This is a genomic window from Rhizobium sp. P28RR-XV, assembly GCF_012641385.1.
Lineage (GTDB): Bacteria > Pseudomonadota > Alphaproteobacteria > Rhizobiales > Rhizobiaceae > Rhizobium.
Genome location: NZ_JABAIG010000006.1, coordinates 355,342 through 369,195, shown reverse-complemented (window position 1 = coordinate 369,195; position 13,854 = coordinate 355,342). Strand labels below are relative to the sequence as shown.

The window sequence follows — 13,854 nt, the reverse complement described above, 5'->3', positions numbered from 1 at the left end:
GATTGTTGCGTTACTTGGATATCTATTTCGCAAAATGTGGGCCTAGGCCGGTACTAGTTGAATTTCGAGAACGATTTTGTTGTATAGTGATATCCACAATGCGCGTCCGATCCAGATGATGCAGAAAACTACGCATCGTCCGACCTAGTCATGAAATCTCCATCTAAGTCAAAGGTGTGCACCCGCAATTCGGCTTTGCGAAGCGCTCGATGCGGAAGTCCTGCAATGGGATGTCCGTTTTCCCCGTTGCCATGATTTCGGCCATAACGTCGCCAACGCCGGGTCCGAGTTGAAAACCGTGGCCGGAAAAGCCGAATGCGTGGAAAAGCCCCGCCGTCGTCGATGACCGGCCCATCACCGGGAGGCCGTCTTCGACGTAGCCCTCGCAACCCGACCAGGTGCGTATCACGGCAACGTTTCTCAACGCCGGTAAAATCGGCAGCAATGACCGAAGCTGGCCAGGCAAGCGAGCGGGGTCCGCCTTGGCGTATCCCGTGTCGAGTGAAACGTCGGTGCGATCGGCGCCGCCACCGAAGACGATGTTGCCTCTTTCCACCTGCCGCAGATAACCGCCGCCGTGATCATGCGCCCATACGCCGACGACCGGGAGAATGCGATGGGGAAGCGGTTCCGTCACGCCCATTTGCGGACCCTTGGCAACGATCGGAACGGTCTCTCCGAACAGGCCCGCGACGCGCGCACCCCAGGCGCCCGTCGCGTTGAGCAGCATCGAGGCTTCGTGCAAGCCTTTCGACGTTTCGACCTGAAATCCGTAGTCACTTGTTCTGACGGCCCTGATCTCGACATTTTCGACGATGTCGGCCCCCAATTTTCGGGCTGCGTCCGCGAAGGCCGGTGCAATGAGACGCGGGTTGCCGCTTCCATCGTTCGGGGAAAAGGAGGCCGCAATCGCATCGGGACCAAGGCCGGGAAAGCGCGACCGCACGTCCTTCGCGGTCAACTCTTCCAGGCCCAGTCCCCATGGCCGGGCATCCTTGACGAAGGCCCGCATCGCCGCCAGCCCTTCCTGGCTGAACACCAGCCGCAGATGGCCGGTTGCGCGGAATTCCACGTCGCGTCCGAGCATGGCCTCCGCCTGCCCCCACAGGGCAAGCGAGCGGTGAGCAAGCGGCAATTGCGGAATATATCGGCCGCTTCGCCTGATGTTGCCGAATGACGCCACCGTCGCGCCGCTCCCGACCCGATTGCGTTCGATAAGCGTCACACGGATGCCGCGCCGGGCGAGAAAGAAGGCGGAGGCGGCTCCCATGAGCCCGCCGCCCAACACGATAGCATCCATCGAGGTTCTCCAGAGGCTGAAAACAACCCCCACCTTGTCCGACCCGGCTTGGCACTGTCAAAGTCGGGATCACGCTGCGCCCATAAGTCCGGCCTATGGTTTTTGCCCATCGTCAGAGCATAAGTCCGGCTTATGACCTTTGGCATTTTCGCTCTTGGACGTTGCTGATCCGTCCATGCCAGTTTCATGGCAGGCAAAGGAAAGGAACTGATATGGCGGATGCGACAGGGCAAGCTCGAGAGGCTTCGCAGCAGGATTGGAAGATCGGCGTCGATATCGGCGGCACCTTCATCGATTTCTGCGCGCTGGAAAGCCGCTCCGGTCGCGTCGCTTCGCTAAAGGTGCTGACGACGCCCGATGATCCGGGTGCGGAATTGATGACCGGGCTTTCCTTGCTTGCCGAGCGGGAGGGATTGGAGCCGGAGGCAATCAGTCGCTTCGTTCATGGCACCACGGTCGGCATCAACACCGTCATCCAGAGGCGCGGTGTGTCGCTCGCGCTTATGACGAATGCCGGTTTCGAGGATGTCATCGAGCTGGCGCGGCTCAGAATGCCTGATGTCTATTCTCTCTTCTGCTCGCGGCCGGAACAGCTCATTGCACGCGACATGATCTTCGGCATTCCTGCGCGGTTGCGGGCGGATGGCAGCGAAGCGCAGGCGCCGGACATGAAGGCGGTTACCGCCGCCGTGGCAGCCGCAAGGGCCAAAGATGCGGCGGGCATCATCATATCCTTTCTGCATTCCTGGCGGGACGATGCCCAGGAAACGGCGGTCAAAAACGAAATCGAAAAGCTCGCACCCGATCTCTTCGTCTTCACATCCTCGGAAGTGTGGCCGGTCATTCGTGAATACGAGCGGACGACGACGGCGATCCTCAATGGCTACGTCCATCCGCGGGTTTCGGGTTACCTGACGGCTCTTGAAGACAAGCTTGCATCGCGCGGAGTGAAGGCGCCGGCCCTGCTGACGAAATCGAACGGCGGCGTGATGAACGCGGCGGAAGGAAAGCGTTCCTGCGTCCAGATGCTGCTTTCCGGCACGGCCTCGGGCGTGATCGGCGCCGCCTGGCTGGCGCGTCTCGCCGGTGAGAAACATGTCCTCACCCTTGACATCGGCGGCACCTCGGCAGACTTCGCGTTGATCATCGACGGCGAGCCGCAATTCGGGACAGGCGAATTGATCGGCGAGTTTCCGCTTCACATTCCCTCGGTCTCCGTCAGCTCCATTGGCGTCGGCGGAGGCTCCATTGCCAGCATCGACGCCCATGGTGTCTTGCGGGTGGGGCCGGAATCGGCCGGCTCCACACCCGGTCCCGCCTGTTATGGCCGCGGCGGCACGCAAGCGACCGTGACCGATGCCATGGCCGTCTGCGGTTGGCTGGGGCACAGCGAAATGGCCTACGGTCAGTTGCAGGTCGATGTCGGGCTGGCGCGCGCAGCCGTCTCGACGCTTGCCGAGCGTATCGGTCGCTCGGTTGAAGAGGTGTCCCAGGCTATTCTCGATATCGCTATCTCGGAGATGTTCGTCGAGGTGGAGAAGCTGGCATCGCGGGCGGGGGTCGACCTGCGGGAGTTTACCCTCATGCCGTTCGGCGGTGGCGGACCCATGCTGGGCGCGTTCCTGGCCCGCGAATTCCGTATGGCCAAGGTCATCGGGCCGCCGCGTCCGGGCGTGGTGTCGGCTCTCGGCGGTCTGGTCGCGGATCTGCGCGGCGACTTCATCAAGACGGTTTTCACGCATCTGTCGCCGGAGGCCGTGCCGTTGCTGCGCGGCTCTTCGGAGGCGCTGTCGGCCGAAGGGCGAACCTGGCTCATCAAGCAGGGCCATGAAGGGTCTGCTGAACTGCGGATTTCCGCCGACATGCGCTATGTCGGCCAAAGCTTTGAAATCGAGGTTCCGCTGCGGGCGGCCTGGGTGGCGGAAGGCGATCTCGCCGCAATGGAAGAGGCGTTCCATGCCACGCACGCCCGTCTTTATGATTTTGCCGACCCGGACGGCAGGATCGAAATCGTCAATCTTCGTCTGTCTGCCATCGGCGCCGGACCGAGGCTGCAAACGACCGTCGACCTCGAAGAGATTGACGGCATGGCCGAACCGGAACGCGAAATACCGGTCTATACCGGCAAGGCATTCGAATGGATCGGACTATACCGGCGGGACCAATTGCGTCCAGGCGGCCGCTTCAGCGGCCCTGCCGTCGTAGCCCAGGACGATACGACCTTCGCCATTCCGGCGGGCACGCAGGTGACGATCGATCGCCACCTGAACCTTCATCTCACCTTTTCGGAGTAGCGGCCCATGTTCGACCGTTCGAACCTTCAAGTGTTTGCCAACCATACCCGGGCTGCCGCCGAAAACATGGCCTATACGCTGCAGCGGACGGCCCATTCGGCCTTCGTCAAGGAGACGGAGGATTTCACCGTCATGCTGATCAATCGCAAGGGGGAAACCTTCGGCGTCCCGATGGGCCTCGGTGCAACATGGTATCCCGGGCTTACCTACACCCGGGCCATTGAAATGATCGAGGATTACAAGCCGGGCGACGTTGCCTTTACCAACGATCCCTATTCCTGCTTCGTGGCCACGCACGCACCGGACACGCATCTGTGGAAGCCGGTGTTCCATGACGGCGAGATCATCGCCTGGACCGGCGGGCATATCCACAATACCGACATGGGCGGCGCCGTGCCGGCCTCTCTGTCGCGCGCGTTGACGGAGATCCATCAGGAAGGCATTCGCTTTCCGCCGATGAAGCTGGTCAACGAAGGTGTCTTCGACGAAGACATCCTGAAAATCATGGCCACGAATGTCCGCAAACCCGATCTCAACATCGGCGACATCAAGGCGCTGGTCGGGGCGCTCAACACCGGTGAGCGCAAGATCCTGGCCATGGTCGAGAAATTCGGCAAGCGGGCCTTTCTCGAAGGCACCGACGTGCTTCTGGATCACGCCGAAGCGCAGGCGCGCGATCTCCTGCGGTCGATGCCGGATGGCACTTGGGAATTCGTCGATTATGCCGACGAGGATTCCGTCGAGGCCAATCCGTGCCGCCTGAAGCTGACGCTGACGATCAAGGGCGACGAGGCGATCCTCGATTTTACCGGATCCGATCCGCAGCTCGGCTCGTCGCTCAACGTTCCCTCGGGCGGCGATCCGCGCCACACCTTGCTGCTGGTCGGCGTCTATTACATTCTCTATACGCTGAACCCCAAGATCCTGCTCAACACCGGGCTAACCCGCCCCTTCACCTGCATTACACCACAGGGCAGCGTTCTCAATCCAGTGTCACCGGCGGCGGTCGGCATGCGTTCGCTCACCTGTGCACGCTTGCGGTCCGTGATCTTCGGAGCCTTCTGCCAGGCGGTTCCCGAGTTATTGCCTGCCGCGCCGGCCGGCAATAATTGCATCGTCAACGTCATGACCACGGACGAACGGACCGGCCGCAGCGTGATCGCCGCCGTCAATCCGGTGGTCGGCGGCGGCGGCGGGATGCCGCATCGTGACGGGACCAACGGTTCGGGTGCCGATGCTGCCTATCTGAAGAATACGCCGATCGAAATCACGGAAACCGAAGTGCCGATCGAGTTCGTCAAATACGGGCTTGCCAGGGACAGCGGCGGTGCCGGCCGTTGGCGTGGGGGGCTGGCGACCGAAATGGCGTTCCGCGTGTTCTCGCCCGAAAGCCGTATTACGGCCCGCAACCGCGACCGCAGCTTCTTCCGGCCCTGGGGTGTGCTTGGCGGCAAGGCGGCGGGGCTCTCCGACATGGTATTGAACCCCGGGCGCGAGGATTATCGCCGGCTCGGCAATATCGATACGGCCGTCCTGCAGCCCGGAGATGTGCTGGAGATCCGCTCGGCCGGTGGCGGCGGCCGCGGAAACCCCTTGGAGCGCGAGGTCTGGCGTGTGCTGCAGGATGTTGAGCGCGGCTATGTTTCGCTTGAAGCGGCCGAGCGCGATTACGGCGTGGTTATCCGCGATGGCAAGGTGCAGGAGGCCGAAACCTCCCGTCTCAGGGCATCGCGCACGGTTCCAACTGCCCACTTCCACTACGGCGAGGAGCGAGACGGTTACGAGGCGCAGTGGACATCAGCTGCTTACAACCTGCTCACGGATATCCTTGCCTGCCTCCCGATCCACTGGCGGTTTTTCACCAAGACGGAGATTTTTCGCCGAATGAAGGGACGCGCCGGGCATGAGGGCGTTGCCGCCGCTTTTGCCGATGTCCGCGCCCGGTTCCCGGAAATGCCCGAGGTACGGCTTCAAATCAAAGAGGCGGCCGAATGAGCAAGGGTCCGCATCCTGTCGGAGAAACGGGGCGCATCGTCCGTCTCGCCGAACAGGGCCGGCCACCCGTCCGATTCCTGCTTGACGGCATCGAACGCCAAGCCTTGGCCGGCGACACGGTGCTGACGGCCATGCTGACATTCTCACCGGTTCTTCGGCAATCCGAATTCGGGCCGGAAGGGCGGGCGGGCTTCTGCCTGATGGGCGCCTGCCAGGACTGCTGGGTCTGGCAACAGGACGGAACCCGCATGCGTGCCTGTTCGACCCTTGTCGGCAACGGCATGTCCCTGTCAACCCAGGCGCCGGGAGATTGGCCATGACGGTGGTGAATGACCGGAAGGCAACGGTGATCGTCGGGGCTGGTCCGGCGGGCATACGCGCAGCCGAGCTGCTGGTGGCCGCCGGTGTCCGGCCCGTCGTCATCGATGAGGGGATGAGGGCGGGTGGCCAGATATATCGCCGTCCACCGGAGGGTTTTACGCGGTCGGCCGAGCAGCTCTATGGATCAGAGGCTGGCAAAGCCCTTTCCCTTCATTCCCTCTTCGATCGCATGGTCGCTCGCGGCGAGGTCGAATACCATCCTCGAAGCTCGGCAATGGCGCTCGCCGCCAATGTGCTGCAGGTGCTGACGCCCGCCGGCCGCCGGGAGTTCGCCTATGACCGGCTGATACTGGCGACCGGCGCGACCGACCGGCTGGTGCCGGTACCCGGCTGGCAAGCGCCTGGCGTCTACAGTCTCGGTGCTACGCAGATCGCGCTGAAGGCGCAAGGCATCGCCTTGGGGCGAAGGATCGTTCTGGCGGGCTCCGGGCCACTGCTGACCCTCGTTGCCGTCCAGCTTCTAAAGGCTGGAGCGAATGTTGCGGCCGTCCTCGATACCTCCTCGGTTCGAAACCAGATCCTTGCCATTCCGGGCATGATGGCAAGGCCGGCCCTGGTCCTGCGGGGCCTGGCAATGCGGATGAAACTTAGCCGGTTATATCGCGCGGGCGTGACGCTGACGGACATCATCAGCGGCGAGAAGGGACCGGTGGCCGTTCGGTGGCGGGATGCTGGCGGGCACGACCATCGCACCGAATGCGATATGGTCGGCATCGGCTGGCACCTGAGAGCCGAAACGCAACTTGCCGGCCTGGCTCAATGCAGGTTCGAATACGATCAGGGCTGGGGCCAATGGCTGCCGCAGGCGGATCGAATGGGCCGGTCTGCCGATGGTGTCTATCTTGCCGGCGATGGCCTGCGGATACTTGGCGCCGATGGCGCGGAAGTTGCCGGACGGCTTGCCGCGAGTGCCTGCCTTGCCGACATGGGGCTGCCTTATCCTAATCCGGCACGGGATCTCCGCCGGCTTGCCCGCTACGAACGCTTTGCTCGCAGCATCGCCCGCGCCTTTCCCTGGCCCGCCTGCATGGTCCGATCCGTTCCCGATGAAACGATGGTCTGTCGCTGCGAAGGCATCCGCGCCGGCGATCTGCGTCAGAGTGTCGACTATGCCGGAGGTGAAGCAAATCGGGTAAAATCAATCGTGCGGGTGGGCATGGGACGGTGTCAGGGACGGTTTTGTCAGCTCGCCGGCGCCGAGCTGATTGCGGAGCGTGCGGGAATCCCGGTCTGTGATGTCGGTCGTCTGCGCGAGCAGGCGCCGGTTCGCCCGCTGCCGATCGGATCCTGGATCAACGAGAGCTGAGCAGGCTCGCTGTGACTGTATGAGCGCGATTTTACTCCGACACAGCGTCGCCATCCTTCAATACGCCGGCACAGGCCCGGCGCAGATAGTCGCGCATCGTAAGGTGGCTGCCCGTCAAGGGACGGTCCCGGCTGGTCAGCACGGCGATCGGGACTGTCTTTCGTGGGATGAGCGGCCGGCGCACGAGGCCCGGAAACTGTTCCCATGGCAGGAGACCATCCACGATCGCGACACCAAAGCCGTTGCGGACAAAGGGCAAGGCGGTAATGGAAATATCGATCTCGATCGCGGGATTGAACGACTGATTTTCCATCGCTGCGGCATTGGCGAGCAGCTGGCCGGGAAAAGTGTCGGCGCGGTAGGAAATCAGGGTTTCGTTCTGAAGATCGGCAAAGGTGATGCTGTCGCGCGCGGCGAGATGGTGCCCTTCCGGCACAATGCAGATGAGCTCGGCATATCCGAGCGTTTCGACATCGATGCCGGGCCGCGCGATGTTGTTCATGACGATGCCGAGCGGGGCGTCGCCATTGCGGATCATATCGACGACGTTGACCAGCGGTGCGATCAGCGAACGGACGACGATATCCGGATAGGTGGTCCTGAAGGCAAGAAGCGCCTTGGGAACGATCGACATGGCCGGTGGCGTCGTTGCGGCGATCCTAATCAGCCCGGTCCGGCCAAAGCGCATGTCGGTCGTTCGGCGCCGAAGCGCTCCGAGCTCGGAAAAGATGCGTTCGGCCTCCGGATATAGTTCTTCGGCTTCCCGTGTGGGGACCAGCTTGCCGCGCACGCGGTTGAAGAGTTTGAACCCCAGCTGGTCTTCGGCATGCAGCAGGATCTGGCTCAGCGCCGGCTGCGTGATGTTGAGCATGGCGGCAGCGCCGGTCACCGTCCCGGATCGCATGAGCATGCAGAAGACTTCGAGCTGACGGGCCTGCATGAGGAAATTCCGTGTTGTCTGGTTTGGTTGCCGGCGAAGTCTAGCACGGACGAACCATTTCAGAAGTCCGCCACCTTGCCCCATGCGGATTGCAGGAAGCGGTCGGGGTGATAGGGTTTCAGATCGACGATCGGCGTGGCACCAGTGACGATGTCGGCGATCAGGTGGCCGGCTCCCGGTCCGATCCCGAAGCCGTGGCCACTGAAACCGGCAGCCAGCACCAAGCCTGGTATGGTTGTGACTTCGCCTATGCCGGGCACGCCGTCCGGCGTCGAATCGATGTAGCCGGCCCAGCTTGCGGTGATGCGGCGGCTTGCGATCGCAGGCAGCAATTCGACCGCGCGGTCATAGGTCAGCTGGATCGTGCCCTTGTCGACGGCCGGATCGAGGATGCGCATCCGCTCCATTGGCGACGGCCGATCCAGGCGCCAGCGCGACAAGTTTTCGTGGCCGCTGCGAAAGCCCTCGACGCCGCCGAGCGAAAGCGCGCGCCAGCGGCGAACGAACATCGGCAGAAACTGTGCCCCAAACCGAATGTTCTGCGGCGTGGGATCGACGCGGCCCCGCCCGCTGATCGCGAGCGTATGGCCGCCATCGCCTCTGCGTGTGACCGAAACATATGCGGTATGAAGAGCATCTGGAAGTTCGCCGTCGCCGGCGCTGACGGAAAGGATCGATGAGCGGATCGATGCCTGCGGGAAACGGACGCCGAGCTGGCGGCAGAAGGACGACGCCCAGGCACCACCGGACAGGACGGCAATCCGGGTCTTGATCGTGCCTTGCTCGGTAACGACCGCGGAGAGTTTTCCGCCTTCGGTTTCTATGCCGCGCGCTGCGCAGTTCTGGCGGAGGCACCCCCCCAGTTTCATCAGGGCGCGAGCGACCGCCGGCGCGGCATTGGACGGATCGGCAATGCCATCGGTCGGGGAAAAGACGCCGCCCTTCCAGCTGCGGCCGGTCGCCTTACCGCGCGTGCTGGCTTCAGCGCTGTCGAGCATATGCGTGGTCACGCCGACACCGCGCGCAAAGTCGCGCCAGCGGGCCCATCCGGCAAGCTCCTCCTCGCTGTTGCTTAGATAGAAGAGGCCGCAGCGGCGAAATCCCGTATTCTCTCCTGTTTCCGCGGCGAATTGGTCCCAGAGCTCGAGGCTCTTTGTTGCCATCGGCAGCTCGCGGGCATCGCGGTTCTGCTGTCTGCACCAGCCCCAGTTGCGGCTGGATTGTTCGGCGCCGACGCGTCCTTTCTCAAGGAGAACGACCGAGAGGCCCCGCTTGGCCAGATAATAGGCCGTAAAAACGCCGACGATACCTGCCCCGATGACGACGACGTCGGCAGAGGTCGGCAATTCGGCAGAGTTTTCGACAAGTGTAAGCGGTGCGGGCATGGATGCGGGTCTCCTATCGAGCCGACAGCATAACGAAATGATCGGACATGAAGCTGCCGCACAACCGCGCCATGCGGCATAAGATTCTGCTCATGGCGAACCAAGCGGCTTATTGTGCCGGGCCGATTCATGCAGAATGAAATAGACAAGATAGGCCATGGTGTTATGCTCGATCTTGGAAAATTCGCAGCATAAAATGCTGCCTCATGTGGGAAAGATTTGGCGATGAAGCTCGACCGCATCGACATCAAGATCCTGTACGAACTTCAGAAGAACGGCCGCATCACCAATGTCGAACTGGCGGAACTGGTCAACCTGTCGCCGAGCCCCTGTCTGATGCGAGTGAAGAAGCTGCAGCAGGAAGGCTACATCGAGGGATATTCGGCCCAGATCAATATCGGAAAACTAGGCCAGACACTCACTGTGTTTACGGAAGTCACACTCAAGAACCATCGGCAGATCGACTTCGCGCGTTTCCTCTCGGCGGTGGAGAAGGTCGATCAAGTCGTCGAATGCCATCTCGTCTCAGGTGGCTACGATTATATGCTGAAGTTCGTAACGGCCGGCATCGGAGAATATCAGACGATCATGGAGCGCCTGACCGACATGGATATCGGCATCGACAAGTATTTCAGCTTCGTGGTGCTCAAGTCGCCGATCGTCAAGGCGCATATGCCGTTGACCAGCCTGTTTCCCATGTAGAGGCACGCCGGTGATGGGTCCGGCTAGCCATGGCCATATTCACGCTTGAGTTCCGGATCCTGGACAAGATTGTCCAGCCAGGTCGGATCGAGCTTCGGAACAGACCCGAACAGCAGCTGGGAGTAGGGGTGGCGAGGCGCGTTCGCGGTTTCGCGTGTGATTTGTTCGACTTTTCTGCCGCCATACATCACGACGATCTCGTCGCAGATCGCCTCGACCACCGACAGATCGTGGCTGATGAAGATGTAGGACAAATGCAGTTCACGCTGCAGTTCCTTGAGCAGGTCGATGATCGCCGCCGCAACGACGGTGTCGAGAGCGGATGTGATTTCATCGCAGATGATCAGGCGCGGCTCGGCGGCAAGCGCGCGGGCGAAATTCACGCGCTGCTTCTGTCCGCCTGACAATTCCGACGGATAGCGATAGCGAAGCGCGCGGGGCAGTCGCACCATGTCGAGCAATTCGTCGACTCTTGCCTCCCGAGCCTTGCGGTCCATCCCGTGATAGAAGGCCAGAGGCCGCTCGAGAATATCGGCGATCGATTTTGCCGGATTGAGCGCCGTGTCGGCATATTGAAAGACGATCTGCATCTCCCGCAGCTGATCGCGCGAGCGCAATTTCGCGGCGCGGTTCATCTCGCTACCATTGAAGCCGATGCTGCCTGATATGGCGGGCAATATGCCGGCGATTGCACGCGCCAGCGTCGACTTTCCGCATCCGGATTCGCCGATAATGCCGAGATTTCTGCCCTTCTCCACCTCCAGGCTCACGGATTGAACCGCGCAGACCGCCGGCAGGCCGTTGGCCTGGATATCGCCATAGCCCGCTACCAGGCCGTCGATTCTCAGCACAGGCGTTATCGAGCCGTTCACGCTGCTGCTACGGAAGGCCTGTTTCGGCTCGACGGCGGCCAGCAGCTCGCGCGTATAGGGGTGGCTCGGCCGGGCAAGGAGTGCGTCCGTCGCTGCCAGTTCCTGGATTTCGCCGCCCTTGAGTACGGCGATACGATCGGCGATCTGCGCCACGACCGCCAGATCGTGTGAAACATAGACGCCGGCAATGTCGCCGGCACGGATGACGGATTTGAACGCCTTCAGCACATCGATCTGCGTCGTGACGTCGAGTGCGGTGGTCGGCTCATCGAAAATGACAAGCTTGGGCTCGCCGATCAGGGCCATGGCCGCCGCCAGGCGCTGCAACTGGCCGCCGGAGACCTGATGCGGATATCGTTCGCCGATCGTCTCCGGATCCGGCAGCGACAGCGCCCGGAAGAGCTCGATGGCGCGCTGGCGCGCTTGGTCGGGAGGCATCAGCCGGTGAATGCGGGTGACCTCGATCACCTGCTCGATGATCTTCGTGGCCGGATTGAAGGCCGCCGCCGCGCTCTGCGGAATATAGGCGACCGTGGTACCGCGGACCTTCGAGCGTTCGCTTTCGGAAAGGGCAGCCATGTCCTGTCCATCGACATGGACCTCGCCGCCGGAGATGCGACAGCCCTCCCGCGCATGCCCCATGAGCGTCAGCGCGATCGTCGTCTTGCCCGAGCCGCTTTCGCCGATGAGCGCGACGATCTCGCCTTTGGCAATATCGAAGCTGACGCCCTTGATGATCTCGATAATGCGACCGGAATCGGTCGTAGCCTCGACCTTCAGATTGTTGATTTCTACGAGATTGGCCATCGTCATGCGTTCCTGTCTCTGATCCTGCGCGGCAGGTTGTCGATCAGCAGGTTGACGCTGATGGTGAGGCTGGCAATGGCAAAAGAGGGCACGAGCACGGCCGGGGCGGCGAAGGGCAGTCCGCCGATATTTTCGCGAACCAGCGCACCCCAGTCGGCATAGGGCGGCTGCAGGCCGAGGCCGAGAAAGGAAAGACCGGACAACAGGAGCACGACAAAGACGAAGCGCAGGCCGAAATCCGCCAGAACAGGGCGAATAATGTTCGGCAGAATTTCCGAGCCGATGATGTAGCCGACCCTCTCACCGCGGGTGCGTGCAACCGTGATGAAGTCCATCGTGTTGATGTTGACGGCAAGCGCACGGGCAAAGCGATAGGCACCGGGCGTGTAGATGACCGCGAGTGTGATGATCAGCACCGGAATGGACGAGCCGACGGCGGCAACGACGACCAGGCCGAAAAGCTTGCTTGGAATGGAATTCAGGGCATCGAGAAACCGGCTGAGGATCGTGTCGAACCATCCACCGATAACCGCGGCAATCATGCCGAGCGTCACGCCGCAAAAGCAGCATAGCGCGACCGCAGCCAATGAAATGCCGACCGTATAGCGTGCGCCCATCAGCACGCGCGAGAACATGTCACGGCCGAGATAGTCCGAACCAAGCCACAATTGTCGGCTTATCGGGCCGAAATAGTCCGTATCGACGATGTCGCCGACGGAATACGGAAGCATATAGGGTGCGAACAATGCAACGATCGTCCAGCCAAGGATGACGGCGAAGGCCACGATGCCAACGAGGCTGACATTATAGCCAAGAAGGGAGGGGGTGCGGCGAAGCAAGCTATTCGTGGTCATCGCAGCCTCGGGTTTGACAGGATTGCGACGATATCGGCGGCGGTGATCAGCAGGAGATAACCAAGGCAAAAGATCATCGCGCAGCTCTGGATGAGCGGGAGATCGCGGGTCGCGACTGCGTCCACCATCAATTTGGCGATACCCGGATAGTTGAAGATGGTCTCGACGATGATTACGCCGCCAACGAGATAAGAGAGCGAAAGCGCGATCGCGTTGACGATCGGCCCGAGCGCATTGGGCAATGCGTGTTTGAACACCATGCGACCGCGCGAGGCGCCCTTGAGCAGGGCCATTTCCACGTAGGGTGTCTTTAGCGTCTCGATCAGCGCCGCCCGGGTCATGCGGATCATCTGGGCCGATATGACGAAGGTCAGCGAAATGACCGGCATGGCATAGATCTTCAGAAGGTCGAAGACGCTATGTGCTTCGCTGATCGAAGACAGTGCCGGTAGCCAGCGCAGATAAACGGCGAACAACAGCACGGCAAGCGTCGCGACCATGAATTCGGGTACTGATATGACGCCGATGGAAATGATCGTGACGGCCCGATCGTAATAGGAGCCGCGAAGCATGGCCGAAGTAATGCCAAGCAGGAGTGCAAGCGGGACCGAGACGAGCGTCGTGATGGCGGCAAGCTCCAGCGTCGCCGTCAGGCGGCGTCCGATCAGCTCCGCAACGGGCATATTGTTTGCATAAGAGGTGCCGAGGTCGCCCTTCATCAGGCCCATCAGCCATTCCAGGAATCGCAGGATCGCAGGATCGTCGAGATGCATTGCCTTGCGCAGGCCGGCAACCGCTTCGGGCGTCGCCGCCTGGCCGAGCAGGATGGAGGCCGTGTCTCCCGGCAGCATGCTGGTTGCGAAAAAGACGGCGAACGACACGATCAGCAAGGTGATGACCGCGATGAAGAGCCGGTTTAGGACAAGAATGGAGACCTCGGATCTCAAAGGCAATGCTCCTGCGGCGATCTACGAAACGAACGGCGTTCGTGAGCGGAGGTCCCCGGGCGGCTTTGCGC

General features: G+C 61.8%; 11 protein-coding genes. 5 read left to right on the top strand and 6 right to left on the bottom strand.

Annotation, left to right across the window (positions count from 1 at the left end):
- Positions 1 to 163: 163 nt before the first annotated feature.
- Positions 164 to 1,300, bottom strand: coding sequence for an NAD(P)/FAD-dependent oxidoreductase (locus HGP12_RS15490; RefSeq protein WP_168841690.1), 1,137 nt, complete (start codon positions 1,298 to 1,300; stop codon positions 164 to 166).
- Positions 1,301 to 1,512: 212 nt separating this feature from the next.
- On the opposite strand from HGP12_RS15490, the gene HGP12_RS15485 reads away from it, so the two are divergent.
- From HGP12_RS15485 to HGP12_RS15470, 4 genes are read left to right on the top strand one after another with little or no spacing between them, the layout of a single operon-like run.
- Positions 1,513 to 3,594 (top strand): hydantoinase/oxoprolinase family protein, encoded by a 2,082-nt coding sequence (locus tag HGP12_RS15485; protein WP_168841691.1) that lies wholly within the window; start codon positions 1,513 to 1,515, stop codon positions 3,592 to 3,594.
- A gap of 6 nt (positions 3,595 to 3,600) precedes the next feature.
- Entirely contained in the window at positions 3,601 to 5,589 is a 1,989-nt protein-coding gene (locus HGP12_RS15480; protein ID WP_168879166.1) for a hydantoinase B/oxoprolinase family protein, read from the top strand.
- Entirely contained in the window at positions 5,586 to 5,909 is a 324-nt protein-coding gene (locus tag HGP12_RS15475; protein ID WP_168841693.1) for a (2Fe-2S)-binding protein, read from the top strand. The genes HGP12_RS15480 and HGP12_RS15475 overlap by 4 nt, the downstream gene beginning before the upstream one ends.
- Positions 5,906 to 7,276: an NAD(P)/FAD-dependent oxidoreductase gene (locus HGP12_RS15470; protein ID WP_168841694.1), complete on the top strand. Its 1,371-nt coding sequence runs from the start codon at positions 5,906 to 5,908 to the stop codon at positions 7,274 to 7,276. The genes HGP12_RS15475 and HGP12_RS15470 overlap by 4 nt, the downstream gene beginning before the upstream one ends.
- 31 nt (positions 7,277 to 7,307) lie before the next feature.
- Here the strand turns inward: HGP12_RS15470 and HGP12_RS15465 are convergent, their stop codons facing one another.
- Entirely contained in the window at positions 7,308 to 8,216 is a 909-nt protein-coding gene (locus HGP12_RS15465) for a LysR family transcriptional regulator (RefSeq protein WP_168841695.1), read from the bottom strand.
- Positions 8,217 to 8,275: 59 nt separating this feature from the next.
- The gene (locus HGP12_RS15460) at positions 8,276 to 9,601 is read right to left on the bottom strand and encodes an FAD-binding oxidoreductase (RefSeq protein ID WP_168841696.1); all 1,326 of its coding nucleotides are present in this window, start codon (positions 9,599 to 9,601) and stop codon (positions 8,276 to 8,278) included.
- Between the two features lie 225 nt (positions 9,602 to 9,826).
- Between HGP12_RS15460 and HGP12_RS15455 the strand changes: the two genes are divergently transcribed.
- Positions 9,827 to 10,303, top strand: coding sequence for an Lrp/AsnC family transcriptional regulator (locus HGP12_RS15455; protein WP_007536030.1), 477 nt, complete (start codon positions 9,827 to 9,829; stop codon positions 10,301 to 10,303).
- A gap of 23 nt (positions 10,304 to 10,326) precedes the next feature.
- Here HGP12_RS15455 and HGP12_RS15450 read toward each other — a convergent pair whose 3' ends face one another.
- The 3 genes from HGP12_RS15450 to HGP12_RS15440 are packed head-to-tail and all read right to left on the bottom strand — an operon-like array spanning position 10,327 to position 13,783.
- Positions 10,327 to 11,982 carry an ABC transporter ATP-binding protein gene (locus HGP12_RS15450; protein WP_168841697.1) on the bottom strand — a complete coding sequence of 552 codons (1,656 nt, stop codon included), beginning with the start codon at positions 11,980 to 11,982 and terminating at the stop codon, positions 10,327 to 10,329.
- 2 nt (positions 11,983 to 11,984) lie between these two features.
- Positions 11,985 to 12,836, bottom strand: a complete 852-nt coding sequence (locus HGP12_RS15445) for an ABC transporter permease (RefSeq protein WP_168841698.1) — start codon at positions 12,834 to 12,836, stop codon at positions 11,985 to 11,987.
- Positions 12,833 to 13,783 (bottom strand): ABC transporter permease, encoded by a 951-nt coding sequence (locus HGP12_RS15440; RefSeq protein ID WP_168841699.1) that lies wholly within the window; start codon positions 13,781 to 13,783, stop codon positions 12,833 to 12,835. The genes HGP12_RS15445 and HGP12_RS15440 overlap by 4 nt, the downstream gene beginning before the upstream one ends.
- Between the last annotated feature and the right edge of the window lie 71 nt (positions 13,784 to 13,854).

What these genes read in the sequence shown, in the direction of transcription:
- HGP12_RS15455 (WP_007536030.1), top strand. Translation starts at nt 9,827, where the DNA reads ATGAAGCTCGACCGCATCGACATCAAGATCCTGTACGAACTTCAGAAG.
- HGP12_RS15485 (WP_168841691.1), top strand. Translation starts at nt 1,513, where the DNA reads ATGGCGGATGCGACAGGGCAAGCTCGAGAGGCTTCGCAGCAGGATTGG.
- HGP12_RS15475 (WP_168841693.1), top strand. Translation starts at nt 5,586, where the DNA reads ATGAGCAAGGGTCCGCATCCTGTCGGAGAAACGGGGCGCATCGTCCGT.
- HGP12_RS15460 (WP_168841696.1), bottom strand. Translation starts at nt 9,601, where the DNA reads ATGCCCGCACCGCTTACACTTGTCGAAAACTCTGCCGAATTGCCGACC.
- HGP12_RS15465 (WP_168841695.1), bottom strand. Translation starts at nt 8,216, where the DNA reads ATGCAGGCCCGTCAGCTCGAAGTCTTCTGCATGCTCATGCGATCCGGG.
- HGP12_RS15450 (WP_168841697.1), bottom strand. Translation starts at nt 11,982, where the DNA reads ATGGCCAATCTCGTAGAAATCAACAATCTGAAGGTCGAGGCTACGACC.
- HGP12_RS15470 (WP_168841694.1), top strand. Translation starts at nt 5,906, where the DNA reads ATGACGGTGGTGAATGACCGGAAGGCAACGGTGATCGTCGGGGCTGGT.
- HGP12_RS15445 (WP_168841698.1), bottom strand. Translation starts at nt 12,836, where the DNA reads ATGACCACGAATAGCTTGCTTCGCCGCACCCCCTCCCTTCTTGGCTAT.
- HGP12_RS15490 (WP_168841690.1), bottom strand. Translation starts at nt 1,300, where the DNA reads ATGGATGCTATCGTGTTGGGCGGCGGGCTCATGGGAGCCGCCTCCGCC.
- HGP12_RS15480 (WP_168879166.1), top strand. Translation starts at nt 3,601, where the DNA reads ATGTTCGACCGTTCGAACCTTCAAGTGTTTGCCAACCATACCCGGGCT.